General features: G+C 38.3%; 40 protein-coding genes and 1 pseudogene. 1 reads left to right on the forward strand and 40 read right to left on the reverse strand.

Features of this window, described 5'->3' with window-relative positions:
• Positions 1–29: 29 nt before the first annotated feature.
• The 25 genes and pseudogenes from B9T31_RS12110 to B9T31_RS12210 form a co-directional block, all read right to left on the reverse strand.
• Positions 30–320, reverse strand: a complete 291-nt coding sequence (locus B9T31_RS12110; protein ID WP_086182202.1) for a putative quinol monooxygenase — start codon at positions 318–320, stop codon at positions 30–32.
• A gap of 151 nt (positions 321–471) precedes the next feature.
• Entirely contained in the window at positions 472–948 is a 477-nt protein-coding gene (locus B9T31_RS12115; protein ID WP_086182203.1) for a ribonuclease domain-containing protein, read from the reverse strand.
• A 68-nt stretch (positions 949–1,016) separates the two neighbouring features.
• Positions 1,017–1,208 (reverse strand): hypothetical protein, encoded by a 192-nt coding sequence (locus B9T31_RS12120; protein ID WP_228146031.1) that lies wholly within the window; start codon positions 1,206–1,208, stop codon positions 1,017–1,019.
• A 44-nt stretch (positions 1,209–1,252) separates the two neighbouring features.
• Positions 1,253–1,756, reverse strand: coding sequence for a hypothetical protein (locus B9T31_RS12125; RefSeq protein ID WP_086182205.1), 504 nt, complete (start codon positions 1,754–1,756; stop codon positions 1,253–1,255).
• Between the two features lie 39 nt (positions 1,757–1,795).
• Positions 1,796–1,924 (reverse strand): hypothetical protein, encoded by a 129-nt coding sequence (locus B9T31_RS18130; RefSeq protein WP_265733385.1) that lies wholly within the window; start codon positions 1,922–1,924, stop codon positions 1,796–1,798.
• A gap of 2 nt (positions 1,925–1,926) precedes the next feature.
• The gene (locus B9T31_RS18135; RefSeq protein WP_265733386.1) at positions 1,927–2,052 is read right to left on the reverse strand and encodes a hypothetical protein; all 126 of its coding nucleotides are present in this window, start codon (positions 2,050–2,052) and stop codon (positions 1,927–1,929) included.
• Positions 2,053–2,198: 146 nt separating this feature from the next.
• The gene (locus tag B9T31_RS12130; RefSeq protein WP_086182206.1) at positions 2,199–3,122 is read right to left on the reverse strand and encodes a phage tail tube protein; all 924 of its coding nucleotides are present in this window, start codon (positions 3,120–3,122) and stop codon (positions 2,199–2,201) included.
• 68 nt (positions 3,123–3,190) lie between these two features.
• Positions 3,191–3,367, reverse strand: coding sequence for a hypothetical protein (locus B9T31_RS17800; protein ID WP_171264743.1), 177 nt, complete (start codon positions 3,365–3,367; stop codon positions 3,191–3,193).
• Positions 3,368–3,462: 95 nt separating this feature from the next.
• A pseudogene (locus tag B9T31_RS12135) lies at positions 3,463–3,774 on the reverse strand (Rha family transcriptional regulator); the annotation flags it as partial.
• A 151-nt stretch (positions 3,775–3,925) separates the two neighbouring features.
• Positions 3,926–4,360 carry a hypothetical protein gene (locus tag B9T31_RS12140; RefSeq protein ID WP_086182208.1) on the reverse strand — a complete coding sequence of 145 codons (435 nt, stop codon included), beginning with the start codon at positions 4,358–4,360 and terminating at the stop codon, positions 3,926–3,928.
• The gene (locus B9T31_RS12145) at positions 4,357–4,806 is read right to left on the reverse strand and encodes a hypothetical protein (RefSeq protein ID WP_086182209.1); all 450 of its coding nucleotides are present in this window, start codon (positions 4,804–4,806) and stop codon (positions 4,357–4,359) included. Before B9T31_RS12145 ends, B9T31_RS12140 begins: the two co-directional genes overlap by 4 nt.
• An 11-nt stretch (positions 4,807–4,817) precedes the next feature.
• Positions 4,818–5,192: a glutamate 5-kinase gene (locus tag B9T31_RS12150; RefSeq protein WP_086182210.1), complete on the reverse strand. Its 375-nt coding sequence runs from the start codon at positions 5,190–5,192 to the stop codon at positions 4,818–4,820.
• 1 nt (position 5,193) lies between these two features.
• The gene (locus tag B9T31_RS12155) at positions 5,194–5,574 is read right to left on the reverse strand and encodes a hypothetical protein (RefSeq protein ID WP_086182211.1); all 381 of its coding nucleotides are present in this window, start codon (positions 5,572–5,574) and stop codon (positions 5,194–5,196) included.
• Between the two features lie 4 nt (positions 5,575–5,578).
• A complete protein-coding gene (locus B9T31_RS12160; RefSeq protein WP_086182212.1) occupies positions 5,579–6,166 on the reverse strand; it encodes a hypothetical protein in 588 nt (195 codons plus the stop codon).
• A 41-nt stretch (positions 6,167–6,207) separates the two neighbouring features.
• Positions 6,208–7,152 (reverse strand): major capsid protein, encoded by a 945-nt coding sequence (locus B9T31_RS12165; protein ID WP_086182213.1) that lies wholly within the window; start codon positions 7,150–7,152, stop codon positions 6,208–6,210.
• A 9-nt stretch (positions 7,153–7,161) separates the two neighbouring features.
• Positions 7,162–7,914: a DUF6651 domain-containing protein gene (locus B9T31_RS12170; protein ID WP_086182214.1), complete on the reverse strand. Its 753-nt coding sequence runs from the start codon at positions 7,912–7,914 to the stop codon at positions 7,162–7,164.
• A 76-nt stretch (positions 7,915–7,990) separates the two neighbouring features.
• The gene (locus tag B9T31_RS12175) at positions 7,991–8,320 is read right to left on the reverse strand and encodes a hypothetical protein (protein ID WP_086182215.1); all 330 of its coding nucleotides are present in this window, start codon (positions 8,318–8,320) and stop codon (positions 7,991–7,993) included.
• Between the two features lie 50 nt (positions 8,321–8,370).
• Positions 8,371–8,580: a hypothetical protein gene (locus B9T31_RS12180; protein WP_086182216.1), complete on the reverse strand. Its 210-nt coding sequence runs from the start codon at positions 8,578–8,580 to the stop codon at positions 8,371–8,373.
• Positions 8,577–8,732, reverse strand: coding sequence for a hypothetical protein (locus B9T31_RS17805; RefSeq protein ID WP_171264749.1), 156 nt, complete (start codon positions 8,730–8,732; stop codon positions 8,577–8,579). Before B9T31_RS17805 ends, B9T31_RS12180 begins: the two co-directional genes overlap by 4 nt.
• The gene (locus B9T31_RS12185; RefSeq protein WP_086182217.1) at positions 8,725–9,027 is read right to left on the reverse strand and encodes a hypothetical protein; all 303 of its coding nucleotides are present in this window, start codon (positions 9,025–9,027) and stop codon (positions 8,725–8,727) included. Before B9T31_RS12185 ends, B9T31_RS17805 begins: the two co-directional genes overlap by 8 nt.
• Positions 9,024–10,100: a minor capsid protein gene (locus B9T31_RS12190; protein ID WP_086182218.1), complete on the reverse strand. Its 1,077-nt coding sequence runs from the start codon at positions 10,098–10,100 to the stop codon at positions 9,024–9,026. The genes B9T31_RS12185 and B9T31_RS12190 overlap by 4 nt, the downstream gene beginning before the upstream one ends.
• 1 nt (position 10,101) lies before the next feature.
• A complete protein-coding gene (locus B9T31_RS12195; RefSeq protein WP_086182219.1) occupies positions 10,102–11,550 on the reverse strand; it encodes a DUF4055 domain-containing protein in 1,449 nt (482 codons plus the stop codon).
• Positions 11,547–12,974, reverse strand: coding sequence for a phage terminase large subunit (terL, locus tag B9T31_RS12200; RefSeq protein ID WP_086182220.1), 1,428 nt, complete (start codon positions 12,972–12,974; stop codon positions 11,547–11,549). The genes B9T31_RS12195 and terL overlap by 4 nt, the downstream gene beginning before the upstream one ends.
• Positions 12,964–13,440, reverse strand: a complete 477-nt coding sequence (locus tag B9T31_RS12205) for a DUF2280 domain-containing protein (RefSeq protein ID WP_086182252.1) — start codon at positions 13,438–13,440, stop codon at positions 12,964–12,966. Before B9T31_RS12205 ends, terL begins: the two co-directional genes overlap by 11 nt.
• A gap of 52 nt (positions 13,441–13,492) precedes the next feature.
• A complete protein-coding gene (locus tag B9T31_RS12210) occupies positions 13,493–14,134 on the reverse strand; it encodes a putative metallopeptidase (protein WP_086182221.1) in 642 nt (213 codons plus the stop codon).
• Between the two features lie 263 nt (positions 14,135–14,397).
• On the opposite strand from B9T31_RS12210, the gene B9T31_RS12215 reads away from it, so the two are divergent.
• Positions 14,398–14,586 carry a hypothetical protein gene (locus B9T31_RS12215; protein ID WP_086182222.1) on the forward strand — a complete coding sequence of 63 codons (189 nt, stop codon included), beginning with the start codon at positions 14,398–14,400 and terminating at the stop codon, positions 14,584–14,586.
• 56 nt (positions 14,587–14,642) lie between these two features.
• Here the strand turns inward: B9T31_RS12215 and B9T31_RS12220 are convergent, their stop codons facing one another.
• The 15 genes from B9T31_RS12220 to B9T31_RS17815 form a co-directional block, all read right to left on the reverse strand.
• Positions 14,643–15,035, reverse strand: coding sequence for a hypothetical protein (locus B9T31_RS12220; RefSeq protein ID WP_086182223.1), 393 nt, complete (start codon positions 15,033–15,035; stop codon positions 14,643–14,645).
• A gap of 43 nt (positions 15,036–15,078) precedes the next feature.
• Positions 15,079–15,534 carry a DUF6097 family protein gene (locus tag B9T31_RS12225; RefSeq protein ID WP_086182224.1) on the reverse strand — a complete coding sequence of 152 codons (456 nt, stop codon included), beginning with the start codon at positions 15,532–15,534 and terminating at the stop codon, positions 15,079–15,081.
• Between the two features lie 1,214 nt (positions 15,535–16,748).
• Entirely contained in the window at positions 16,749–17,192 is a 444-nt protein-coding gene (locus B9T31_RS12240; RefSeq protein ID WP_086182227.1) for a hypothetical protein, read from the reverse strand.
• Positions 17,189–17,593: a DUF559 domain-containing protein gene (locus tag B9T31_RS12245; protein ID WP_086182228.1), complete on the reverse strand. Its 405-nt coding sequence runs from the start codon at positions 17,591–17,593 to the stop codon at positions 17,189–17,191. The genes B9T31_RS12240 and B9T31_RS12245 overlap by 4 nt, the downstream gene beginning before the upstream one ends.
• Positions 17,571–18,293, reverse strand: coding sequence for a hypothetical protein (locus tag B9T31_RS12250; protein WP_139840921.1), 723 nt, complete (start codon positions 18,291–18,293; stop codon positions 17,571–17,573). The genes B9T31_RS12245 and B9T31_RS12250 overlap by 23 nt, the downstream gene beginning before the upstream one ends.
• Before the next feature lie 166 nt (positions 18,294–18,459).
• Complete coding sequence (locus B9T31_RS12255; protein WP_086182230.1) at positions 18,460–18,915, reverse strand: hypothetical protein; 456 nt, start codon at positions 18,913–18,915, stop codon at positions 18,460–18,462.
• Positions 18,902–19,246 carry a hypothetical protein gene (locus B9T31_RS12260; protein ID WP_086182231.1) on the reverse strand — a complete coding sequence of 115 codons (345 nt, stop codon included), beginning with the start codon at positions 19,244–19,246 and terminating at the stop codon, positions 18,902–18,904. The genes B9T31_RS12255 and B9T31_RS12260 overlap by 14 nt, the downstream gene beginning before the upstream one ends.
• Positions 19,239–19,400: a hypothetical protein gene (locus B9T31_RS17810; protein ID WP_171264750.1), complete on the reverse strand. Its 162-nt coding sequence runs from the start codon at positions 19,398–19,400 to the stop codon at positions 19,239–19,241. The genes B9T31_RS12260 and B9T31_RS17810 overlap by 8 nt, the downstream gene beginning before the upstream one ends.
• Entirely contained in the window at positions 19,390–19,776 is a 387-nt protein-coding gene (locus B9T31_RS12265; protein WP_086182232.1) for a hypothetical protein, read from the reverse strand. The genes B9T31_RS17810 and B9T31_RS12265 overlap by 11 nt, the downstream gene beginning before the upstream one ends.
• Positions 19,773–20,066, reverse strand: coding sequence for a hypothetical protein (locus B9T31_RS12270; RefSeq protein WP_086182233.1), 294 nt, complete (start codon positions 20,064–20,066; stop codon positions 19,773–19,775). The genes B9T31_RS12265 and B9T31_RS12270 overlap by 4 nt, the downstream gene beginning before the upstream one ends.
• A 73-nt stretch (positions 20,067–20,139) precedes the next feature.
• Positions 20,140–20,397: a hypothetical protein gene (locus tag B9T31_RS12275; protein ID WP_086182234.1), complete on the reverse strand. Its 258-nt coding sequence runs from the start codon at positions 20,395–20,397 to the stop codon at positions 20,140–20,142.
• On the reverse strand, positions 20,394–21,134 hold the full coding sequence (locus B9T31_RS12280) for an ATP-binding protein (RefSeq protein WP_086182235.1): 741 nt from the start codon (positions 21,132–21,134) through the stop codon (positions 20,394–20,396). Before B9T31_RS12280 ends, B9T31_RS12275 begins: the two co-directional genes overlap by 4 nt.
• Positions 21,131–22,009: a hypothetical protein gene (locus B9T31_RS12285; protein ID WP_086182236.1), complete on the reverse strand. Its 879-nt coding sequence runs from the start codon at positions 22,007–22,009 to the stop codon at positions 21,131–21,133. Before B9T31_RS12285 ends, B9T31_RS12280 begins: the two co-directional genes overlap by 4 nt.
• The gene (locus tag B9T31_RS12290) at positions 22,006–22,302 is read right to left on the reverse strand and encodes a hypothetical protein (RefSeq protein WP_086182237.1); all 297 of its coding nucleotides are present in this window, start codon (positions 22,300–22,302) and stop codon (positions 22,006–22,008) included. Before B9T31_RS12290 ends, B9T31_RS12285 begins: the two co-directional genes overlap by 4 nt.
• On the reverse strand, positions 22,299–22,565 hold a 267-nt coding region (locus B9T31_RS17815; protein ID WP_086182238.1), incomplete at its 5' end, for a hypothetical protein. The genes B9T31_RS17815 and B9T31_RS12290, both read right to left, overlap by 4 nt.

The raw sequence follows: 22,565 nt of genomic DNA on the forward strand, positions 1-22,565 counted from the left end.
AAGGAATATATAAAGCTATCCTAAGGCGACTACATCTCCAATTTACGCATATGGGTAAAACGTCCATTTTTAACTTTATATTGATCAATCTGTGGTACTAATCGTTGAAAGTGTTCTGATGCAACGTGTAAATCTAAAGCATTTCGATCTACCCATTCTTCAATAAATATGAAATGTCCTTGGTCCTTAATATCTTGATGTAATTCATAAGATATACAACCAGCTTCTGTTCTGGTTTTTTCGACCAACTCTTTATAAAAAGGTAACACAGTTTCAATTTTATCAGCTTGAATAAAGTCTTCAGCGATTAGTTTCAGCATTACATATTCTCAAATATTAATATTTTGTGAATATAACAAGAAAGAAGAAACTAATCACTCATTAGTCTCTCTTATGAACCTTGTCTAAAAACAAATTATCCAGGACAAAAATACTCTCCCAAGAATGGTATTTTTCATGGTTATTTATAATTTATCGACATGGTGCTAATTCAACAAAACTTCGATAATTATTGGTGGTGATGAATTTTTTTCTAGTCGTTTCAGATAAAATCAATTTTTTATCTGATCTCATACCTCGAACAGAATCCAAATCAACTGATATCCATGAATACCTAGAAGGTAAGTTTGCGTTAGAGTAAGCATCCCCACCAATAATTTTCTTATTTAATGCCCAAACAAACCATAACGAATCTTTTGGATCCCCAGACCAACCCATCTTTTTAGCCTCCTGACTAGTCACGTAATCAATTGGTAGTCGATCAGTCTTATCAAAAGTTCTTATAGTTCTTATTAAAGTTGATGTATCTCTAATAGGTGTTAAACCCTGCTGACCTAATAATTGATTCACTTTTTCAACTTCAGCCTCACATGAAATTTCCGCCAAGGCAGAACTTGAAATCATAAAAGTGCTGGTCGCACATAATACTAAAAGAGCTTTCTTAATCATCGAATATTCACGCTAAAAGAAATCACTGTAATGTAACATTTTGAATATAAAAAGAAACCAACTAATTGCTAGCTTCTATTATGAACCTTGTCTAAAAACAGATTATCCAGGACAAAAATACTCTCAACAAAAATATGCATTTCACACGGCGCATCATGAAGATTGAGGTAAGCTTCAATCATGCTACTGTCTAAAGGTAAAGCAACACCAGTTTCATATGTACGTGATCGAGCAATCACATTAAAGGCGCTTAAAATCACATTGGCCACATAGCTATATTCAGGAGGTTCAGGAATCTTTACCCCTAACGCTTGGAGTTGTTTCTTTTGGTGTTCCGTCTTCCCGATGTCTGAGCTGTGCCATTGGTAGAGGGCTGTGACTTTCCCAAGATATCAGCTTTAACCTGATCTGCTTCGTTTTGAATTTTCTCTGCATGTGACATCACAAAGCCCCAAATCGCAACACCAATATCACCCATATTTAACAGCTTGGTTGCATTCTCTGCTGAATAGGTCTGTTCAATCTCTTGACCGTCTTCAATGAAAACAACACCTTTCCAGTCTTCTATCAAATGACAGGCTGTGGCTTCTAATAGTAACTCGTGATAAAGCTTATCTTCAGCACGTGCCATCGGTACATCATAACCCTTATGCGCGACTTGATTTTGCGCACGCTCTAAGGCCACACGATAAGGCTTGTAAGACTGTCCACGTATTTTAAACTCGGCAAGAATATTACCCTCTTCATCTTTATATTCTTTCCAAAGGGAAATATTTTCACTCTTTTGAATTTCGACTTTTAATGCCATGGTTCTTTGATCCTAAAAATAAAGCCCTTTATCGGGCTATTAATTGAATATGCTTTTATAGGCAAAGCCTAATGCACTGATTAGTGCTGATGTTCCAAAGAGAATCGCTGCAATTTTTGCTGCATTTGCAAGTGTAATTCCTGCTTGATCCACACCTTGCTCACTCATTTTCACCACCAACGAATAGCGTCCATATATGAAGGAAAACGAATTAAAAGGATGCAAATAAAAATAATTAATGCTGCATGCCAAATCGTTTTACGAACCTCTTTAGGGGTAACTTTTACAATTTCCACAGTAAACACTCCTAGAAACTTAAAGGTAAATCGGTTATCTTTGTCGGACATAAATGTTTTTCTGATCCTTATTTAAGTTTTGGAAATAAAAAAGCCCATGATTGCAGTCACGGGCTTTTTGCTTTTCTGTATTTCATATAAAGTTTTTACAGCTTCAAACGTGTAATTTTTGGTGATACACGAATATGGTTAAAGTTCACATCCAATGTAATAGTGTCTTCACCGCCACCGTCTGGATGGTTCGCTTCTGATACTTCGAGTTTCGGAAATTCAAAGGCATATCCATTACCACCACCCTCATCTTCAATTGAAAACTCTAATGGCATTGTGTCGCGTGATTTAACATAGTCTAAGTACGATGCTGATTGCGCTGAGAACATGTACTGCGTGTTGACTGTGATATCTACGATCTTTTCAAGGTACGTGGTCGCTGTGAGGCGTTTAGAACCAATACAGCGGATCGCTTCAAGATTATTATTGATAGAAAGCTCAAGCGTCTGCATACATGCTTTCCCAATAACCGTTTCACCATTTACTTTTAAATCACCGACATTCAATGCTGAAATTAAGACATCTTCGGGTACAGGTAATGGGTTAATTACAGGACTGGTAGAACTTCTTTCAAAAATAGTCCCAACCATTCCAAAGTTCGCCGTGATCTTTCCTGTGGTTGCAATGGATAAAGAGGCTTCACCGATACGGATACCACGATAAATAAAGATTTGTCCGATATCTTCAAATACTTTAACCAGGGTAAATGTCTTGCGAACATCTCCACCAAATAAGAGTACGCCTTGATCATCCCATTCATTCATGGCAACGGCTGACCAAAAGTCATCAAATAGACCGACTGATAGTTCTACCTCTAAGCTACCTGTAATTTCTGCTTCAGTTGCAAGTCCACCTTGACGAAAGCGATTATCAGCAACACTAGATGAAGTCTCAGTTGTCACAGACTCTGAAAGTCCATCTGTCACACGGCGGACGGTTTTCCATATGGGTGTATCAGGTAAGACCTCGGGTGTTTTTTCCTCTGCATAAAAGAGGCGGATTTTAGCTCCAGAACTCATTGAGCTCTCCTTAATTTAGACGTAAAAAAACCTCCTTTAAGGAGGTGGATGGGATTAGACTTACTTGATTAAGTAATCAATTTAATAACTGCTGAAATAGCTACTACTGCGCCTGCTAGGCTACCAACAACAAGAGATATTGATTTACCCCATGCCATGATAATGGCTACCTTTCCTGTATCTTTTTCGCTCATTTTTCCCTCTATACTGATATCGGGTTTAGTGTTACTATTGTTTAACTTCATTTATGTTTGTATTCCTTTGGGATATAAACAGCACAAGCCAAGAACTGCGAATTCTTGGCTTTTTGCTTTTTGTGGGTATGAAAACCACACAGACATGCATCAATAAATGATTCTTTAATTGCATCAGCTTTTTCGCCATTAAAACCAATCACAAGAAACATAAAGCCACGCTCAGTCATTGTATAAAAACCAGTATTTCTTTTTGTGTTACCTATCTGTTTGTTTTCTAAGGTAAACGCAAAATTGCGTTCACGGAACTTTTGAGAGCACTTCATATTTTTAATTGCTCTAAGCACATCGGAATGACGCTTATTAAAAGCTTGCCCTACTGCGTAACTGGTTGTTGTAGGTTCACCATTATCGGCTGTGACTACCGCTCTTAAATTTAACGTTGACATCATGTTCATAAGATTTCCTCTTATACACATGTTCAAAATAAAAAACTGGCAGGCGTATGAACATGAAAATACGCTTTTCAAACCGTCGTTCTAGCCAGTGCTTGCCATTTTTCAGGCATAAAAAAACCGCCCAAGGAGGACGGTTTAGAAAAAGAGTTGATTAATTAATTCGATATTCAAAAATCACATTAAACTGATAAAAGTCACCAGACTTACCCTGAAGAAAATCTCCTACCCTCCCCACATTGATCACGGAGCCTTGAAGTATTTCTAGGTGACTGATTTGCTTAAATTGCAAGTGTTCGATCCATGCATCAGCAAGCTTAGTTAATTCAACCGTGTCGTTATTTAAACGCTCAAAACACTGAATAATTAAATTACCAACTGTTCTTGTGCATGGTTTATTCCCAATACTGGCGATAAAAGACGGCGCATTTTGAATAGAAACCTCACACCATAAGCCATGCTCTGGTGGTTCAAATGGCTGATCATTTCCCATCTTTTGATTTTGAGTAAAAATTAGAGACTGATCTAAGTAATCAAAGCTATCGATCAACGTCATAAAAGCTTGTCGAGCTTGCTCATGTGTCATCATTTGTATTTCTCTTTGATTAAAGTAAAGGTAACACCGTAAATACCTAAAGGTGCTTGTTTGGAGTAACCATCTGCCGATTTAATGACAAAGCCTTTGCCTTTCACCCAACTACCTTTCTTCACAGGATTAGAATACCCGCCGTATTCCAATGTAGGTCCATACGGCGCATTGTTTTGGATATAGACTGTTGAGTACGGTACAAGCTGAGCAAGAACAGATAAGCCTTTTGATAATGCACTCGAACCAGCTTTATCGCTGATGTTAGGATCAAAGCCATGATCTTCAGTGTTGATACTTAAACGGTGATTTCCTTTAAATGCTCCTGAATCCACTGGTGATGCTTCAATCACACCCCGTAAGGCATCAATGGCTATTTTCTTTTGTCGATCGCATAAGTCTTTTTCTATTTCTTTAATGAAATTGACAGGGTTATTTGTCCAAGCCATAAAGCCCTCACTTACACTTTTCTTAGCTGTACTTTCCAAATGGTTTTGGCTGGATCTTGTCCTTTAAAAATCACTTTGAATCTGCCCTCTGTCGTTATCCACTCATCATTGATTAATGGTTCCGCCGTGACTTCATTTTGTAGCAAAGTGGCTTTTTTATCCGTTGCCAACACACCTAGATTCTGCACTTCATACTGGTTATAACTACCAAACAATACACCACGACCTGAATACGTTAAGGCATCTTTATTTTCGTATTGACCCGTAATTCGATTGTACGTACCGCTATTGATAATTCGTTCACAGGTAAAGGAATACACGGCGTCAGAAAGCTTGTTGTCAAAAGCTTTGGCTAATTTACCTTGAATCTTATCTCGCAGTCCCATATCACACCCGTGTTAAATAAATGCCATACGGCGTTTTAGGTTGATCCACTTCAATGGATGCAATCAAATCCAGTGCAATTTGCTCATAACTTGATATGGTCACACTACCATCTTGATATTCTTCTTCGGACTCTACGCCGTCTGCCTTAACTTTTTCTTTCTTTAAGGCTTGGCTTTGACCGTTATAAATGGCTTTGGCTTGAATCCCTTTGATGATTTCACATGCAGCTACTTGAAGATCATATGGCACTGGATCAAAACTTTGACCTGCATTTTTCTTCATCCATGTATTTGCGAGTAAAACAAGACGAGCTTTATCACCATCATCGGCGAAATCTGCCCCTAAAATCGCTTCTGCTTGTTCAATTGTGATAAAGCTCATGATGTTATCCCTTCGGAATGAGTGCCAATAATTCAGGCTTAGTTGAAGATGCTTTAAAGCCAATATTTTTATCAGCTAAAAATACTTTGATTTGCTCAATGGTCCAAGCTGAATAATCAATTGGTGTCACTTGATTTTCCTGTACCGCTTGTTCAGTCTCAACGGCGGTAGGTGCATCATTGGCAGACTGAGCACTATCAATAATGGCTTGCAATTCACCCACCTGAATGATCAACGCATCACGCTCACCAGTGACTTTTTCCAAGTCAGCTTTAATACCAACAACTTCTTGTTCTAGCCGTGTACGATCCTTATATACTTCATCGTAAACATCTTGTGGCACAACGCCTTTAAGCTGTGCATGAGATTGTTCTTTTTCAGCTATTGAAATATTGGCAATTGAAGATTTTTCAACAATACCTCGCACTTCAGCAGTAACCCCTAATTCTGCATAAGCTGCTTTAATTTCAGGATAATCACCATAAATCACGACAGATGAGGCATTACTATCTGGACGCTCAAAGTATTTGGGATTCATGAATAATCCATCTTCATTGATACCAGTGCTTTTCTTTGCATAAATAATTTTCATTTTTTTCTCACAAAAAAAGGGCTATAAAGCCCTAATCATTATTATTTGCCAGAAAGATCAAGCAATGTACCAGCTGTCATTTTGTTGCTGGTTGCATGTTTCTTCCAATTTGCATCAGCACCAAGCAATGCAAGTTCTGGATTTGCACCTTTGGATGTATCCCAAGAATAACCGAGTAGATCAAGGTTAAACGTACCTTCAGCACGCATACCGATTGCCAAGTTTTCCTCATCATTGATGTCGTACGCACGAAAACCCGGTGCTTGAGACTCAGTGACTGTGACCGCACCTGCTTGTAAGCCAAACGCATCATCATCTTCAATCAAGTCAGTTACTAGAACTGGCTTGCCTAATGTCCCCGGTAATCCACCATAAATAACAATTTCAGATTCACCGTAAATCTGATTAGTTAGTGCTTCATCAACAATATCGAAATATGTATCTGAATTCATAACCCACAGTGAAATGCGCCCAAACTTGTCTCCAAATTTACGCATCCCCTTAGTAAGAGCTTTTCGACCATCAGTCGCAATACTTCCTTTTGCAACCATACTAGGATTGCTTGTGATTGCTGCTTTAAGCGCCGTCAAGCTGTATTGCAAGCGACCAGCAACCAATGCATCCGCCAAGTCGTAACCGATAATTTCTGCAAACTCCTCAGGAGAACGTGCACGGCGTTTAAACGCCTCTTCTGTAGAAGCATATGGACCATATTTAAATGGAATTTTTACACCAACAGATTCCCCTGCACTAATCTTTTTATTGGTTACCTTTGCGGTCGAATTTACATTACGATGTTCAATGCTTCCGCCTACACGATAAAATGACTTCTGACTGAAATCACCCTGAATCACTTCATTTACATAACGAATTGCACCATTAGATGCTTCGTTAAAAACATTTAAATTGTCTTGTAAGCGTTCTAAATACGCCGTTTGCGCCAATTGATTATAGATAATCATGTCGCTATTTACAGTTGTAGTCATGATGACTCCTTATTTTTCAAGTTTTAAATATGATTCTTGCCCATGAGATCGGATGTAATCCGCTTTTGCTTTAGCATCCATTTCGCTACGCTTTAATCCTGTATTTGGATTGCCATGCCCCCCAAAACCACCTCCATTACCTTGACCGCCTTTCAAGATTTGGTCTTTAAATTGATAGCCATCAACAAGCAAGTTAAGTGCTTCATCAAAGTCAGCTAATTCACCAGGACGTGCACGCGAGAAAATTTGTTGGCCATTGTTGTCGTAAGCAACCACTTTGCCGTTTTCAACTTTGAAGTTACGTCCGAACTGCGCTTGAATCATGTCGGCTGGTACCGAGATTTTGTCTTTGATCATTTGTGATCGAGCAAAACCACCACCGATAAGTTCGCCGTGTAACTGATTTTGAAGATCATCACGCTGTTGCACGATCGGAGCATATTTTTCTTCTACTGCTTTAATCGCTTCGGCTTTGACTTTTTCGACTTCACCTGCATCAACAAGCTCTTTATCATCGTAATTTTTAACTGTGGCCAACGCCTTTTTAGCAGCAGCTGGATCATCAATTCCATCAAACGCTTTTAAAGCGGTTTCAGCTTTTTCTTTGCCTTCACGTGTGGTCTTCAATTCGCCATTCAATCGAGAGATTGTTGCGACCGTTTGCGGTGCATCAAATGCGACTTCGCTACCATCGTCATGCACATAGACAGGCTTTCCATCTTGAAGAACGACATTGCCGTTTTCATCTAATTTGAGTTTCATAAGTCCTTTGACCTTTTTGGTAAATTACAGGCATTAAAAAAGCACCTCGGAAGGTGCTGTGATTTGGATTGTTTATTTAAAATGTTGTAGGTTGTGCAACGGCGCGCACGAGATACATTAAGCCAGTTTGAAATTCAGTTTTTGCCATAGCAGCAAAACGCTCAGGGGTAGCATCTTCTAATCGTTTTAGTGTTTCAGGGTCTAATGGGTTAACTGCTGTATTTTGTGAAGGCTTAAAATCTTCCTGACCATACAATGCCTTCATACGCTGCTTATGCACATGTGTCTGTACTTTAAGAATCACTGCATCAATTTGTGGACCAAGTTCTTTGATCTCATTCATTAATGCAATTTCGTCAGCATTAAGCTCACGATAACCTGTAATTTTACGATGTTGGTTTTCCATTTCTTTACTCACAAAAAAGAGCCTACTGGCTCCGTGGTTTATTCAATAAGTTACTGCTCTAATCGTGGTTCATCTTCAAAACGAACGCCGTGTGCTCCCCATGCATCAAAAGTGACTGTGACTTTTGGTGGCATGCCTGAATGACTCTCAAGCACCACAGATGTCTGTCCTTGCAATAGTTCGCCTGTTTGCTCATCGTGTAGAGCCAACCCATTACCAATACGCTTAACGACCAGTGGTCGAGTTTTAACTTTTGTCATAACACCACTGCCTTTCGTCTCTCTTGCCCTAAGCTAAGCAACATCATTTGACGGCGCAGCGCATTCGCTCGAAATGGTGGAAGAATTAGATCCATGCTTAATATGTAGCTAATCTCATTAATATCTAAAACAGATGTGGTTAATTTAATCATTCGTTTCAAAGCTCCGTATTTCTATCGTATACAAGTCATTAAAATATCTTGATATTAAAAAATCCTTAGCTTTAGATTCTCTCTGAAAGTCTAAATCTAACTTTCTACATTGATCTTTGAATACTTGAAACTCTTCATCTGAATGATGAGAGCCCAATTCATGTGGTGCATTTTTTAAATATGTTTGGGCGAGTTCTAATACCTTAAGAGCTTTACATTCATCTTGTGTTCGATAAAACGCATGAAATCCTTCCTCATATTGCTCATAGGTTCCAACTTCATAAATTTTTATCACAACCCCAACCCCTTAAATGTTTGCTTGTCCAGTGCTTCCAACTCCTTAAGCGTATAAAGCTTACCTTCAGGATCTAGAAACTTTTCAATTGTGTAATCGCCGTTTTTATAAAGCTCAAACCGCTTTTTACCCAACCATTCACGCTGAAAGCTTTCATCCTGCACAGCAAACCATTCCTTAAAATCAGTATTGGCACTGACTTGACCAGCATCACCTGGTTTAATCACATAAGGGCGTTTTCCTACGAACTTTTCATCTTCATTTTCAACATATGGAACATAGACCGTTCGATTCCGTGGATGTACTGGAAACTGCGGACGACTCGGATCATCAATGTCATAGACCTTGCCGTCTTCAGATGCACAAAACTTACATGTTCTTCCGTCCAGTGTGGCTGATACTTTGAGCTTTTTAACGCCTAATGCCCGATAGGTTTCATCATACGCGGTATTACTCACATGACTTCGCGCTGTTCGAACAACCATATCAATCGATTGCCGAGACTGGTTTAAAATTCCATCCTCATACTTCAGCTTAGAAGTCCCCTTGATTCGCTGGGTAATCTGCTGATTCGTTTGCCCTTGGGAAATCCCATCACGTATCGCATATTCAACACGGCGACGTGTATTTTCAGCCATATCTGTGAACATCTGGTCAATCAATGCCCCACCAGAAAATGGCTTTTTACATGCCTGATTAAATATTTTTTCGCCCTGAGGTTCTTTGATTTTCTTTCCTAAGATTTTAGCTTGGTAATTTGCTTCATAAACAGATAAAGCAACACCAGACACCGCAAATGATTCAGGCAACGCCGTGACAATCGCATCTTGCCAATCATCCAAAATACGCTTAACTTCCTTGAGTTTTACTGTTGTATATCTTGCTCCTGATAGCGCCGTCTTTTCTGATTCACTTAATTCATCAAGCAAATCACGAAGCTGTGAAACCATTGCATTCGATTCACGGTTGAACTGTTTTAAGATTTCCATGACTTCATGAGATGAAAGCCGATACAGGTAAGCTTGGTGACGAATAATTGAATCTAATAATGAATCATCTTTATTCTTGGCCATATCATTCACCTGTTAAATCAAGCTTTCCTTCACGCTCAGTTTCTAAGTTCAATTTTTCTTCTTCATAGGTCTGTTTCGGGAACATGCCAGACTGGTTATATTCCCACCATGATTTAAATGAACTATGACCTTGTACGGCGCTTTCAAAGAGCTGTCGGGAGAGATCAGCCAGATAACCTTGCTTACTGAATTCTTGGCTGATTTCAAAGATAGAATCATCCTTGGTCAGTACATCCACATTCGGCATGACAAACTTGGCACACCAACGTAATGCAACCGATATAGCTTCGTTAGTATTCACCACACATAAAGACAAGACTGAATGTTGAATGGCGTCATCATTATCTGCCTCAGTTGCGGTCTTACTGGCTGAACCTTTCTCAACTAAGCGTGCACCCATTTCTTTCATCTGCTGCCATTTATCTTTCATGGCTTCACGCGAAAGTGTATTGGGTTGAACTTGTGCAATGCCTAATGTTCCATTCATGGGTATTGGCATCAATGTCTTAGAGCCTACATAAACACCGTTGTTTCGCGCCTCTTTAAACCATGCCCAATCCACGCCAGTAACATAATATTGAGGCTGTCCCATGTAATACGCTGATTCCTGAAAGTCAGCACTATCACGGTAATGCGCAAGATTCAGGTCTGTAAGTTCAAGTAATGGCGCATTGTCAATTTGTGCTGAGTTATCAACCGCACCGACAAAGGTAAATGGGATATAACTCCATGTATCGCCGTTATAATCTGTTGGGATTTTACGACCATTGCCAGTCCAAATCCCTTTATCAGACTTGGTATACACCTCAATGGTATAAACAAACTCACCTAATCCAACATCTTCTAAACGTAACACGCGATACTGCTGTTTTGATTCTATGCTGAAACCATCTTGACCACGCTCAGAGACACTTTCACTAATGACAACCAAATTGAGTTTTGTTTGATTGCCAATGGTAATCGTATCCCAATTAATCACAGCTTTTGCACTAAGCAAATGAATCATGGGATAGGCTTGTCTGATCTTTTCCTCAGCACGATTGCGTGATGGTCCAACATCAGGGAAATCAACATATAGCGCACAGCGATAATGCTTCAACACATGACGTATCGTGGATTGTGAAAGTTGATACAGACTGACACCTGAACCATTGGCATTACGCTCTAAATGTTCCAATTCAGTCGGATATTTAAACGTCGGATCGGTGGCAAAGGCTGCACCAACCAAACTGCCTAAGGTTTTACCTGTCACGCCGTAAAAGACTGCACGTTGAAGATATGAATCATAAAAGCCCCGTGCTTCCGCACTTGTATCTTGTGGATTATTGCGAGGTAAATAACTTTCTCTTTTGTCTTTAACAGCTTTCTGCCCTTTACAGACATCATCGACTTGTTCCCACAACAAGAGATTTTTTACATATTCAGGATGTTTAAAAGTGACATCACTCATCGAGCAAACCCCATTGTTGGAAAGAACGGCGTAAAGCCTTCATATAAATCATTAAAAGCATCAGAAGCCGCATCCACTTGGTCTTTATATTTACCATTTGGAAAGTTTCTCAGCTCATCCTTAAATTCTTTGTTCCAATCACCACGAAGCATTCGAACATTGCCTACATTGACCTGTGCTGCGAATGGCTGTGCACGTGTGACCTTATCGCCTGATACAGGCAGGGCAACAACGTTGTAACCAGCCAAGAGCTTAGTAAATGATTTGACTTGTGATTTCCCTGCTTGACCAGGATCTTGTGGTAATCGCACCGTGACAGAGGTTCCGTCTAAATCCGCAGTACTTTTAATACGTTTATTCACATTCTCGGGACCAAGCTGTTCACGCTCTATACCAAAGATATAAGTGAATCCATCACTGGCACTTGCCATACCAACACCTGCGGTATAAGCACCCTCACCTTCTGAACTGGCTAAATCCCATGCACGGGTCTTTTTAACAATCCCTACCGGTAATGCATCTACAATTTCAATTTCATCAGGCTTAAAAAAACCACCTGCTGGTGGTGCTGGACGCTGTCTGTATTGCCCTGCAAAAACATACGGCGCAGCTTTTTCCATTAGTGTGAGTTTTTGTATATTATGCTTGGCTGGCCAGAGTGCTGAGCCATCTTCTTGAATCGCAGATAAGCAAATATGCTCCCATACTTCGCCATTTCCCCCTGCAACAGCTACGCCGTCCTTTCTATCACCTAACAACCATCCTGCTAAGTCTTCCTCATGCAAACGCTGCATAATGACAATGATTGGGGTATCTGGTGAATTGGTACGAGATTCAAGTGTATTTTGGAACCAATCAATCACACCTTCACGAATAGTTTTAGATGATGCCTCATCTGCCTTGTGTGGGTCATCGATAATGATGCATCCACCAAAACCTTGTCGCATCTTACCGGCACCAAAACCTGTAATGGTACCGCCAGTACCTGTGGCATAGCACACTCCACCTGCCGCCGTGCGCCAGTTATCTTTGGCTTTACTGTCATCACGTAACTTTAGATCGGGAAAGACTTTTAAATAAGCTTCTTCTTGTACTAAGTTGCGAGTCTGGAATGCATTGTTTGCAGCAAGCATAGCTGAGTAGCTGATATGAATAAACTCGCAGTCTGGATTTTTACCCAATGCCCAAGCCATAAAATTAATCACGGCGATTTCAGTTTTAGAATAACGTGGCGGAATATTAATAATCAGTCGTTTAATTTCGCCGTTATACACTTTCATCAAAGCATCACACACTTCACGATGATGCCAGTTATGCATCCATTTATAGCCACGACGTTCTTTGAACATATAGCGTGTGAAAAAATATAAATCTTCTTTAGCTTCAATTTCAATTGCCAAGTCACGTGCAGGGTCAGTAGTCATCCACAACCTCCTGCCGAGCTTTGAGATAATCTTCTTTAGGCACAGATACAGCTGTTTGAATCGATTCAAGTGGTCCACCATCTTTGCCTGTGATTTCTATTTTTTTCTCGTAATGTCCTTTGACTATTTTTTGAATCTGATCAATAAGCTTAATTGCCAATACAGTATTACTTTTCTTAGACATTAAGAGATCGCTGAGAATCTGCAATTGAGTGATGTCATTCGCCCCTACAATGTTATGTATAGGTTGAGCTAAATACTCTTTACGCGCCTCACTAAATAAATCAATAAATTCTTGTGATAAGTCCGCACCTGCAACTTTTGTTGGATCATATGTTTCGACTTGTTGTGGAGATACATCAATGTTGAATTTTTCCTTGATGTCCTTTACTACCTCAGTCGGTGTCATAAACTGTGCAAGTGACCGAACAATAAAGACTTTTTCTAGTTTTTTAAGCCTTGCCATAAACCACCATCCATCAAGGTACATCAAGGAAAGTGAGCAAAAAAATTTGAAACTATCCTATTACACATGTCCCACAACACGCAGATACATTAAAATCAGATACAAACGGCGGATTTTTGGCGATCTCGACTAAGCGTTTTACATTCTCACTCGCTCCCCAACGTCTCACTACGCCGTAGAATTCTTCAACATCGTGACCAGCTAAGTAATGTTTAGGTAAGCCCGTCATTTCACTGTAAATCGCTTCACCGTCTTCATCTCGTTCAACGCCGATGTGATACAACTCATGTTCGATCAAGGCACAGAAATCATGATCAGTGGCTTGTTCGCAGAATGAAGCATCAACCGTAACCAAGTATTGAGGTACAAAGCCGTACCAATCACGCATTTGTTGTTCTTGTCGTGCCTTTTTCCACCCACCTTGGTTAAACATCACCTTTTCACATTGACCCAATACCATGCGTTTCTTAGCCACGGCGGCAGATGATGCCCATGCAAAGGCTAAGAACTCTTCATTGTCATGTAAGAGCTCAGCAATATGATCATGATCAGGATTATGTAAGTGACCGCCAACCGTTAAAAAGTTAGTAACAACCCATTCTTTTAAATCGATTGCAGGAGCCAAACGAATAGCTTCTTCTTCCTCAGCTTGATCAATGAGATCCGTCGGTGGAAATGGTCTGATTTGGTCCATAGTAATTCTCACCAAGATATTATAAATAATTATATTTTGTGCAGATTATGTAGCCATACTTGAATTCACAGGACAATAAAAACTCAGTTAAAGCAATCTAAATCAATAACTAATATATAGCTGAATTTATTAATGAAATATCATGTCGATATAAACACTCACTACACAACAAATATCCACTCACGACTCCCATAATTGCCTTAGTGTAAGTGTCATTAAATCCGTAAGGTGAATACTCCTTCACAAAGTAAAGAAGAATTAAAATGTCAGATTTTAAAAATTTTTCAACTAAAGCTAGTCATCAAGCATCAAATGTTCAAACTAACGAACAAGTGAAAGAACACGTACCATCTTCCCAACCAAACCCCACCCCGGCAAATACGCCACCACCAAGCACTGATCAAAAAGATAAAGGAGTTCAACCTAATCAAAATGTGCCTAACAAAAAGTAAGATATAACTGATTTAATTTAAAGACTAATAAAGTTTCACATAGTGGATGTGAAGCTTTATTTTTCTACTCTGCTTAATATCTTTTGAATCACATAACCCGAATAAATAGAATCAGGATGGAACCGCTCAATCTTGTAACCCATATCTTCAGCAAGATCATACTTATTAAATGAATTCGCTATCTTTTTTCCACCACGGCCTACAGCCCACGGACTACCCACAATCTCAATAAGAAGATTTAGTTTCACAATATAAAAATCAAAGCGCCAATTTCGAGTTGATTCAAATTGAAATTTTCTGCGATAACCAATGAGATGTTCTTCTAATTCTTGAAATAAGGTTTCTTCAGCTTCTAAATATTTTTGAGTTGCCTTAGGCAGTGGTCTATTTCTTAGTTTTGGCTTGAGTGGCTTCTTATTGGTTAGGGCTTTGTATTGGTTAATTTCCATATTTCACCCATAAAAAATCACCCGAAGGTGATTTTCATAATTTTTAATTCAAAATAGTAAATAGCTTGTTTACTATTGAATAGATTTTCGCTTTAACTTGCTTATTTAATTTATAGAAATACGCAACCAACCCAATAAATAACAAAGCATAAATAATCAAAATCCACAAATAGTTTATCACCAACATAAATAATGAATGATTAAATGCAGCCGCATCAATGTTGAATCCAAAGCTGTTTGCATAACGACTCCCGAAAAGAAATAAACAGTAAATTAAAACAGGAAGTCCTAACAGTCCCGTTCCTAAGTTTGCAAATTTTGTTTTTGCATTGAGATTACTAAATTCATTACCACCAAGATACTTTTCAATCTCTACTATTTGACTATTTAGATCATCTTTTGAGGTAATTGGAAGACGATACTCATCAATTGCATGATGTAATTTTTTTAATAATTCAGCATTGTCTAAAGATTCACTCAAAATTTGAAAATTACTCATGATACTGTTTCATTTTTACAAAAAAACGCAATGTTATTAGCTGAAGTCAAATTTATCTCATATTTTTACAGAAAAACTACTTTTTAATATTAATTTCAGTGGAAAAAATTAGTCTATTTCCTCTAGAGAGGAAAAAAACCACCTCAGAGTGGCTTCAATATTTTCTGTAGATATTTTTTAAAATCTCATTATATGAATCACATTAACATCTTTCAGTGAAGCTTTCTTACACACATGTATTACCAAGTAACGTTCAGAATAGCCCGTATTAAATTCTCTAATAAGCCAATAACCATTTTTAACCTCTGTACTTAAATCCTTTGTATAGATTATTTTTTTCCGAATATCAATTTTACATTGGCTTAATTTATATTTATTCTCGTTAAACCCAAAAACCGTGAGAGTTGCATCATACTTATTCATAATAATGTTTATAATTAATTAGTTATGACTATCTTATATCACAAAAAACAAACAAAAACCTGACAATATATTACATAATTTTTCATATAAATTAGAATTGTAGTATATGAATCGCAACAACCCCATTTAGTGCTATTTTTGCACGTACATGTATCACTAAATAAGATTCTATATAACCATCCTTATTCTGTTTAAATAATTTATCACCTTGCTGAATACTAATACTCAAATCCTTTGTATAAATAACTCTCTTGCTATAATCCATTCGACATTGCTTCAATTCATATCGTTGATTATCAGGCCTAATAACAGTAAAAGAAGCGGTATATCCACTCATGCTTGGTGTTATTTCTTTTCAAAAAATATTTAATTATTTTAATTATAAATTAGATAAAAACCTATATTTAGAAAAATAATGATACAAAAGACTAGATAGTCGAATGCGACTTATTGCATCACAACCAATAAAGAAATCTACCATTCCTACTAAGATATATGTCACTAATAGCGTTTTACAAACAACTCAAATTCCCTTGATTACCATATTTTTAATTAATGCTGGTCTATTTCCTTAACCTTAAAGCAATTTTGACAGACTCCTATATCCCCATCCTTACAGTGGTAGATTTCAGTAGCCCCATGAAAACCAAATAGACACTTAAAGTACTTAAACATAGCTTTCCCCAAAGCAAAAAGCCCATCTTTCGATGGGCTTTAATATAACTAGTGAATTACCATAACTTCGTCCACTATAACAGAAATATGCCATATCTTGTCCGGACAGTCAAATCCTAATCAATTCTGAGTCTTTTATCATGCCCAGCTAGATAAAACTTACCTGCATATAACATCGCATCAATTGATGTTTTTCCTAAGCAAAATTCAGCACCCATCTGGCGTAAAGACATTCCACGCACATTCTTTTCAATAAATAACATCACGGCGCGTTTAGCTGAATCACACACAGTTGTAGACTTTTGAAAATCAACTATAAGCTTGCGCACCTGTTCAGCTTCAAAGTCATTAACTTCACAAATCAACTGATCCTTTCTTCTATTGGCCATATCTTTATTGTTTTCTAATACTAGCCAATAAATTTGATTAATACTTAAATCATCAGGTTCATTACCGCTTTTCATGCGACAGGTTTGAATATAAGCACCATACTGTTTAAGCCATTCTTCTGCTGTAAATTTAGACCAATCCATTGTTTGTGTTTTCAACATCGCATTCACCCCAAATCCCCTACCATCTTCTCAATCTGCTGTATCGCTAAACCTGACTTCACTTGCTCTGTACTAAACCGTATCACCTGATAACCCAACATGACTGCTGCGTTATACTTCTCCATATCTCCTAAATAACCTTTTCCCCTGGTATGCCGTCCGTTACTCCAAATACCGCCCTCTACTTCAACTAAAATCTTTTTGTCTACTAAGTGAAAATCAGCTCTCCACTGTCTTGTTGAATGAAACTTAAATTCCTGCTCAAATTCGATCTTGTACGACTTCAATTGCTGAGCAAGCGTTGCTTCACCTTCGCTAACAACACGTTCTTTCTTAACAGCTACACGGCGTTTACTGCGCCGTGGTTTTGCATACTTCTTTTTGTATTCAGTGATTGAGATGCTGGTCACTGTCACCTCGCAAGGTTTCAAATATCTTATTAGCCATACTTGGGCGCATAATTGTGCAATTATCATCCACCAACACTTGAAGTAAATCTTTGATTTTTTTTATCTTAAGCTCATTACCTTTAATCAACTCAGACTGTTGAACGCTAACCATTTGAAGCTCTTTCTTATCTCTTTCTAGTTGATTTTTTTCAAAAGTCACTCTTCTATACTCATGTTGAAGTTTCAGTAAATGATTTTTATTTTTAGTATGTAACGTTTCTAGTCGCCTACCTGCCTTAATTTCTTCCTCCGTAGCATGTCGTATAAGTTGCCTACCTACTGAATAATTACTTATGGAATTAAACTTCAATGTTTTTGGTCTACTTTGTTTTAATGTAATTGTTTCTACTTGAAACAATGTATTAATAACGCCCTGATCCAGGACAACAAAATCATTAATTTCATAAAAGTTATTGCTCTTACGATATTCAACAAGCTCTTCTCCTAATGTATTTATGGAGATTAGATCTTTTTCATGTAATGATCCCATAACCTCAATCCATCGACTCTCCTTAACTGACCATCCATACCCACAGCCATCAAAGTATTCATCTTTGGTTACTGAATAGTATTTAGGATAGGTATCATTATCTTGCTCAGGTCTATTAAGATAAACTTTTTGCGCATTTTCATACCCTCCTAAGCTTTCAATTAAACTCATAACACCCCCCATTGTTCTAGTGTTTAACCATTGTTTCCATACAACAATGCATAATATTTCATTACATTTAAAATATGATCTGCTTAGTAGAACTTTACCGTATTGATTGACCACAATATGCTCTACATTCGCACTTAAATCGTTTTGGACTCTTGAAAACGTACAATCACCCACCACACACCTCCGCATTACAATAAATACAGAAACCATCATTCAACTTGAGTTGCTCGGTAGTGAATGGTTTGTCGCATGACCAACATTTATTTTGATCTAGTCTTTTGCCTACTTGGATTTCTTCAGGAGTGGCATGTCTAAATTGCTGCGAAACAACAATTTGACAATTACAACGCATAGGCTTCCCACTTTTATTAATCGGAGAAACCTCAATACATGGAATAGTTGTATTTAAAACAGCACCCACGACCCATAAACTTTTGGAGTTAGATTTTTGATGAATGCTTCCACATTTAACAATCAAATCCCCAGCCTCATAAAAATTGTGCTCACGGCGGTATTGAAGCAAGGCGTCAAGTAACTGTTGTGTTGGATGTACTACGCCCGACTCGCACTTAGCAATCTTGCTTGCTCGCTCATACCCACCCAAACGATTAATTAAATCCACCGCACACCTCCAATCCATACGTATTGCGGAAAATAGCAAACACATCAATCACACTAAGATTTGAATTTCTTGTCCAAGACTCCTCAATATGAAAGCCATATTCAGAATCATCTTCAACTTCGATATATTCCACCAAAGTGTCTTGAACTAGACCTGTGAGATAAGCAAATGGCTCTACTTCATCAGTCCAACACTCCTCTCTAGCTTCATGAGTTACATAAATAATCCAATCATTTGAGAAGAGATCAAAATCTTCTTCGGGGCACAAACCGCATCCAATTAATAAATCCATAGATTTTTTATTAAGTTTTTTTATTTGTCTTTTATTCACCGCACACCTCCCAATTCTCATCATCATTCAGCGCATCTTCTTCAGCACGGCGATGTAATTCATTCCATTGTTCTTGTAATTCCATCTCGTCATCACTGTGAGCAATAGAGCCATTCAACTTGTCACGAAGCGTTTTAAAATCATCATTGATCATGAGTGATTCCCTTTTTTATTCTTTGACTGCGTTTGTATGCGCTCGCCTTGTTACAGCTAAAGCAATTATTTGTACTTACATAACGTAATGTTGCACCACACACCTTGCACGGCTTTCCGTGATAATGCAGAAGTCCACTAACCCTTGCTTTCTCTCTAGCAAAAACATCTGGGCGATCCTTTCTTGCATGAGCACTAGCTACAGAGGCAGACATAATTGCTCGCATTTTTGCTGTCGGTTTTAATGCTTGAGTATTATTTGAAAATTCACATGAATATCCCAAAGGCAGCACTTCAATACGGCCGCCAGAATCTAAAAATTTATCAATCTCAATGCTGAGTGCTTGGGAGGTTATTTGTTTACTGAGTATGCTCATGCCACCGCCCTCAACTTGATATACATACCAAAACTACGAGCCTCTTCTTCTAACTCAGAAAGCATGTCATCTAAGCCAAATTGATTGAGACGCTGCGCCAAGTGACGGATGAAATTTTCCTTTTCTTCATTCATATCCTCGTCACAACTACACTCTTCACATTCATGCGTTTCACATTCGTAGCACTCGTACTCATAACCTTTTTCAGTTATTTCACTTACAATTGTGCTTAAGTCAGAATCGCTTGCAGACTCAATAAAATTAATTACGTCTTCCAGTGTTGCGCTCATGCCCCACCCCCAACTTTCACTACAACCGCACCAATCAACATGAACACGAAAAGAAAAGCTTTATTGAGTTCTTTCACGACACCACCTCGCAAATCTCAACTTTTAGATCAATCAACAACACATACTCACCAAGCGGCTCACTTGCATTTTCAACATTAAAAAATTGACAAGATTCTTCATCAAAGAAATAAATCTGATCATCATGTGCATCAGCAAAGCCATAGACTTTCTTTTCAGGGAAATAACAATTCGGGCAAGAAGCTCTGGTTAGAATCTCACTTGTGATAATTTGTGCTTGACCAAGACCACCAACTTTTTGAATTAAACTCACACCCCACCCCCAACTCTCGAATCTGCCCAATTACACTCAACCACTGTGAGTCCGTCATGTTGAAACCTAGACCAAAGACGATCACCTAAATCTTCCTTAAGCTGCTGCACTGTTAAATTTGAAATAAGCATCGTTGGTTTTTTAGCGTCATAACGTGCATACAAAACCTTGTGAACTAACTGCAATCTGTTCTCATGACGATCATGCAAGCCATATTCATCAAGAATTAATAAATCCGTATCAGTGAATCGGTGAATCGCATTTGCTTCGCTGTCATCCGCTTTCTTCCATGCATTTGCAATATCATTCGCCATATCTTCTGAAGTGATGTAACGAACATAGATACCCTTGTTCAAAAGTGTTCTAGCCGTTGCACAGCTCAAATGCGTCTTACCAGTACCTGTCTTACCCGACATGATTAAATTACGCTTCTGTCCTGCAATCATTGATTTTGAAAATCCAATACATTCCGCTAAAGCATTCTTTTGACCAGATATTTTTGCTATGTAGTTCTTAAATCCACTTTCAGCATGGCGATTTGGAATCATGGCCCCTGCAAAATGTAATTCACGTACTTTTTGATCTACGGTTTTTTGGTGCTCTTGGTTTTTCTGATTCACAAGGTTTTTTGCACACTCAGGGCAAATTTGATTAGGACCTGCTTGAACCTTTTGAACATTGTGTTCAGTGCAGAATGATTTCGCTTGTTGGAAACTCATAGAAAATTTAGCGTTCATACAAAATCCTCTGGTATTTCAACTGGAGCCACTTCACCTTGAAACTGTGGAATTGAATCCCAAGCATCGTTGACGTTACGAGATGGTTTTTCAAAACTACGAGTTTTCGCTTTCGCGCTACGCTCTGATTTCTCGAACTCCTGAATTAACCAAGATGCAAACTTTCGAGTTTTTTGGTTTTCAGTGAGGTAAGTTTTGTTTTCCCAATGAGCATTGAAATTTCCTAAGTGAAATTGGAAATCAGTCATTGATAAAATTTCTTCTGCTCGGTTACTGAATTTTGTCTGAACAAGAATGTTTTTTAAGAATTCGAGATCAGGATTCCACTGCTCACAAATTTCGTTTTTTTCGGGTGCGTTTTCTTGAGTGTGTATATCTGTAGTAATCTCTGTAGTATTCTCTTGTATAACGATCTGACCTTTTGGTTGCTCCCGATCGACTATTTGGTCTGTTCCCGAACATACTTTTGAGGTGTTCCCGAAATGACCTTTGGGAAGTTCGGGAAATTCTGTTTCAGCATTTGGGGAATTGACCTTTTGTTCTTCCGCGAAAATCACCTCAGAAAACCACTCATCAAAGCGTTCAGTATTAAATTTAAAAAACAAACGATGATCTAAACGCTTATACGTTTCTGAAATTAAACCAAGACTCACTAGCTTTTTTCGTGCACTGACTTGTTGTTTATATGACAAGCCTGTTTCTTCAGTAATTTCTTCTGAAGTCTTATAAACACCGAGTGGGTTATCAGTCTTATCAGACCAAAAAACCATTTGGCCTAAGAAGATTCCAGCATTAACACAACCAAGATATTTTGATAATTTCGGGAAATACGCTATCGGCTGACCAATGCCACGAATAGATAAGATATGGCTCATTGCTCACCTTCCATCAACTTCACATAACCGCCAAATGACTTAATCAAATTGGCATTGATTAGACTTGTTGCAACTTGATGTGCAAGCCATTGGGTAATACGGAAACGCCGTGCCATTTCTTGAGCGAATTCCTCTTTAGTAATTGCAGCATTATTTTCGTCATAGCCTTTGCTACGAAGATTGTCTTTATTACGGTTAATCAACTGAGTCAGGATTTCTAAGGCAGGTTCATAAAAAGATTGAATACTCTGCGTATCTTTGTACTCTTGTTGATTTCTAAATTGACTATTCATGAAACCTCCGCAAGTGCTAATTCAGTTTTAGATAGACGGCGGTTGGCTTGGAGTTCAGATGGTGTTGCTGTACGGATCTCATTCACAGCTAACCAACAAAAATAATCACCATTTGGAATAGGTCTGCATTTAATAAATTCTGGATATGTTACGTGTGCTAATTCCCGAACTTCAAAAAGCACGGGATTAATCGCATTACATAAAGAAACAATTACATCGCCTACTAAAAAATCTACGCCGTTGTTTTGATTGGTTTGTTGTGG

This window comes from Acinetobacter sp. ANC 4558 (genome assembly GCF_002135375.1).
Taxonomy (GTDB): Bacteria; Pseudomonadota; Gammaproteobacteria; order Pseudomonadales; family Moraxellaceae; genus Acinetobacter.

What these genes read in the sequence shown, in the direction of transcription:
- B9T31_RS12110 (WP_086182202.1), bottom strand. Translation starts at nt 320, where the DNA reads ATGCTGAAACTAATCGCTGAAGACTTTATTCAAGCTGATAAAATTGAA.
- B9T31_RS12115 (WP_086182203.1), bottom strand. Translation starts at nt 948, where the DNA reads ATGATTAAGAAAGCTCTTTTAGTATTATGTGCGACCAGCACTTTTATG.
- B9T31_RS12125 (WP_086182205.1), bottom strand. Translation starts at nt 1,756, where the DNA reads ATGGCATTAAAAGTCGAAATTCAAAAGAGTGAAAATATTTCCCTTTGG.
- B9T31_RS18130 (WP_265733385.1), bottom strand. Translation starts at nt 1,924, where the DNA reads ATGAGTGAGCAAGGTGTGGATCAAGCAGGAATTACACTTGCAAATGCA.
- B9T31_RS12130 (WP_086182206.1), bottom strand. Translation starts at nt 3,122, where the DNA reads ATGAGTTCTGGAGCTAAAATCCGCCTCTTTTATGCAGAGGAAAAAACA.
- B9T31_RS17800 (WP_171264743.1), bottom strand. Translation starts at nt 3,367, where the DNA reads ATGAAGTTAAACAATAGTAACACTAAACCCGATATCAGTATAGAGGGA.
- B9T31_RS12140 (WP_086182208.1), bottom strand. Translation starts at nt 4,360, where the DNA reads ATGATGACACATGAGCAAGCTCGACAAGCTTTTATGACGTTGATCGAT.
- B9T31_RS12145 (WP_086182209.1), bottom strand. Translation starts at nt 4,806, where the DNA reads ATGGCTTGGACAAATAACCCTGTCAATTTCATTAAAGAAATAGAAAAA.
- B9T31_RS12150 (WP_086182210.1), bottom strand. Translation starts at nt 5,192, where the DNA reads ATGGGACTGCGAGATAAGATTCAAGGTAAATTAGCCAAAGCTTTTGAC.
- B9T31_RS12155 (WP_086182211.1), bottom strand. Translation starts at nt 5,574, where the DNA reads ATGAGCTTTATCACAATTGAACAAGCAGAAGCGATTTTAGGGGCAGAT.
- B9T31_RS12160 (WP_086182212.1), bottom strand. Translation starts at nt 6,166, where the DNA reads ATGAAAATTATTTATGCAAAGAAAAGCACTGGTATCAATGAAGATGGA.
- B9T31_RS12165 (WP_086182213.1), bottom strand. Translation starts at nt 7,152, where the DNA reads ATGACTACAACTGTAAATAGCGACATGATTATCTATAATCAATTGGCG.
- B9T31_RS12170 (WP_086182214.1), bottom strand. Translation starts at nt 7,914, where the DNA reads ATGAAACTCAAATTAGATGAAAACGGCAATGTCGTTCTTCAAGATGGA.
- B9T31_RS12175 (WP_086182215.1), bottom strand. Translation starts at nt 8,320, where the DNA reads ATGGAAAACCAACATCGTAAAATTACAGGTTATCGTGAGCTTAATGCT.
- B9T31_RS12180 (WP_086182216.1), bottom strand. Translation starts at nt 8,580, where the DNA reads ATGACAAAAGTTAAAACTCGACCACTGGTCGTTAAGCGTATTGGTAAT.
- B9T31_RS17805 (WP_171264749.1), bottom strand. Translation starts at nt 8,732, where the DNA reads ATGATTAAATTAACCACATCTGTTTTAGATATTAATGAGATTAGCTAC.
- B9T31_RS12190 (WP_086182218.1), bottom strand. Translation starts at nt 10,100, where the DNA reads ATGGCCAAGAATAAAGATGATTCATTATTAGATTCAATTATTCGTCAC.
- B9T31_RS12195 (WP_086182219.1), bottom strand. Translation starts at nt 11,550, where the DNA reads ATGAGTGATGTCACTTTTAAACATCCTGAATATGTAAAAAATCTCTTG.
- terL (WP_086182220.1), bottom strand. Translation starts at nt 12,974, where the DNA reads ATGACTACTGACCCTGCACGTGACTTGGCAATTGAAATTGAAGCTAAA.
- B9T31_RS12205 (WP_086182252.1), bottom strand. Translation starts at nt 13,440, where the DNA reads ATGGCAAGGCTTAAAAAACTAGAAAAAGTCTTTATTGTTCGGTCACTT.
- B9T31_RS12210 (WP_086182221.1), bottom strand. Translation starts at nt 14,134, where the DNA reads ATGGACCAAATCAGACCATTTCCACCGACGGATCTCATTGATCAAGCT.
- B9T31_RS12215 (WP_086182222.1), top strand. Translation starts at nt 14,398, where the DNA reads ATGTCAGATTTTAAAAATTTTTCAACTAAAGCTAGTCATCAAGCATCA.
- B9T31_RS12220 (WP_086182223.1), bottom strand. Translation starts at nt 15,035, where the DNA reads ATGGAAATTAACCAATACAAAGCCCTAACCAATAAGAAGCCACTCAAG.
- B9T31_RS12225 (WP_086182224.1), bottom strand. Translation starts at nt 15,534, where the DNA reads ATGAGTAATTTTCAAATTTTGAGTGAATCTTTAGACAATGCTGAATTA.
- B9T31_RS12250 (WP_139840921.1), bottom strand. Translation starts at nt 18,293, where the DNA reads ATGAGTTTAATTGAAAGCTTAGGAGGGTATGAAAATGCGCAAAAAGTT.
- B9T31_RS17810 (WP_171264750.1), bottom strand. Translation starts at nt 19,400, where the DNA reads ATGATCAATGATGATTTTAAAACGCTTCGTGACAAGTTGAATGGCTCT.
- B9T31_RS12265 (WP_086182232.1), bottom strand. Translation starts at nt 19,776, where the DNA reads ATGAGCATACTCAGTAAACAAATAACCTCCCAAGCACTCAGCATTGAG.
- B9T31_RS12270 (WP_086182233.1), bottom strand. Translation starts at nt 20,066, where the DNA reads ATGAGCGCAACACTGGAAGACGTAATTAATTTTATTGAGTCTGCAAGC.
- B9T31_RS12280 (WP_086182235.1), bottom strand. Translation starts at nt 21,134, where the DNA reads ATGAACGCTAAATTTTCTATGAGTTTCCAACAAGCGAAATCATTCTGC.
- B9T31_RS12285 (WP_086182236.1), bottom strand. Translation starts at nt 22,009, where the DNA reads ATGAGCCATATCTTATCTATTCGTGGCATTGGTCAGCCGATAGCGTAT.
- B9T31_RS12290 (WP_086182237.1), bottom strand. Translation starts at nt 22,302, where the DNA reads ATGAATAGTCAATTTAGAAATCAACAAGAGTACAAAGATACGCAGAGT.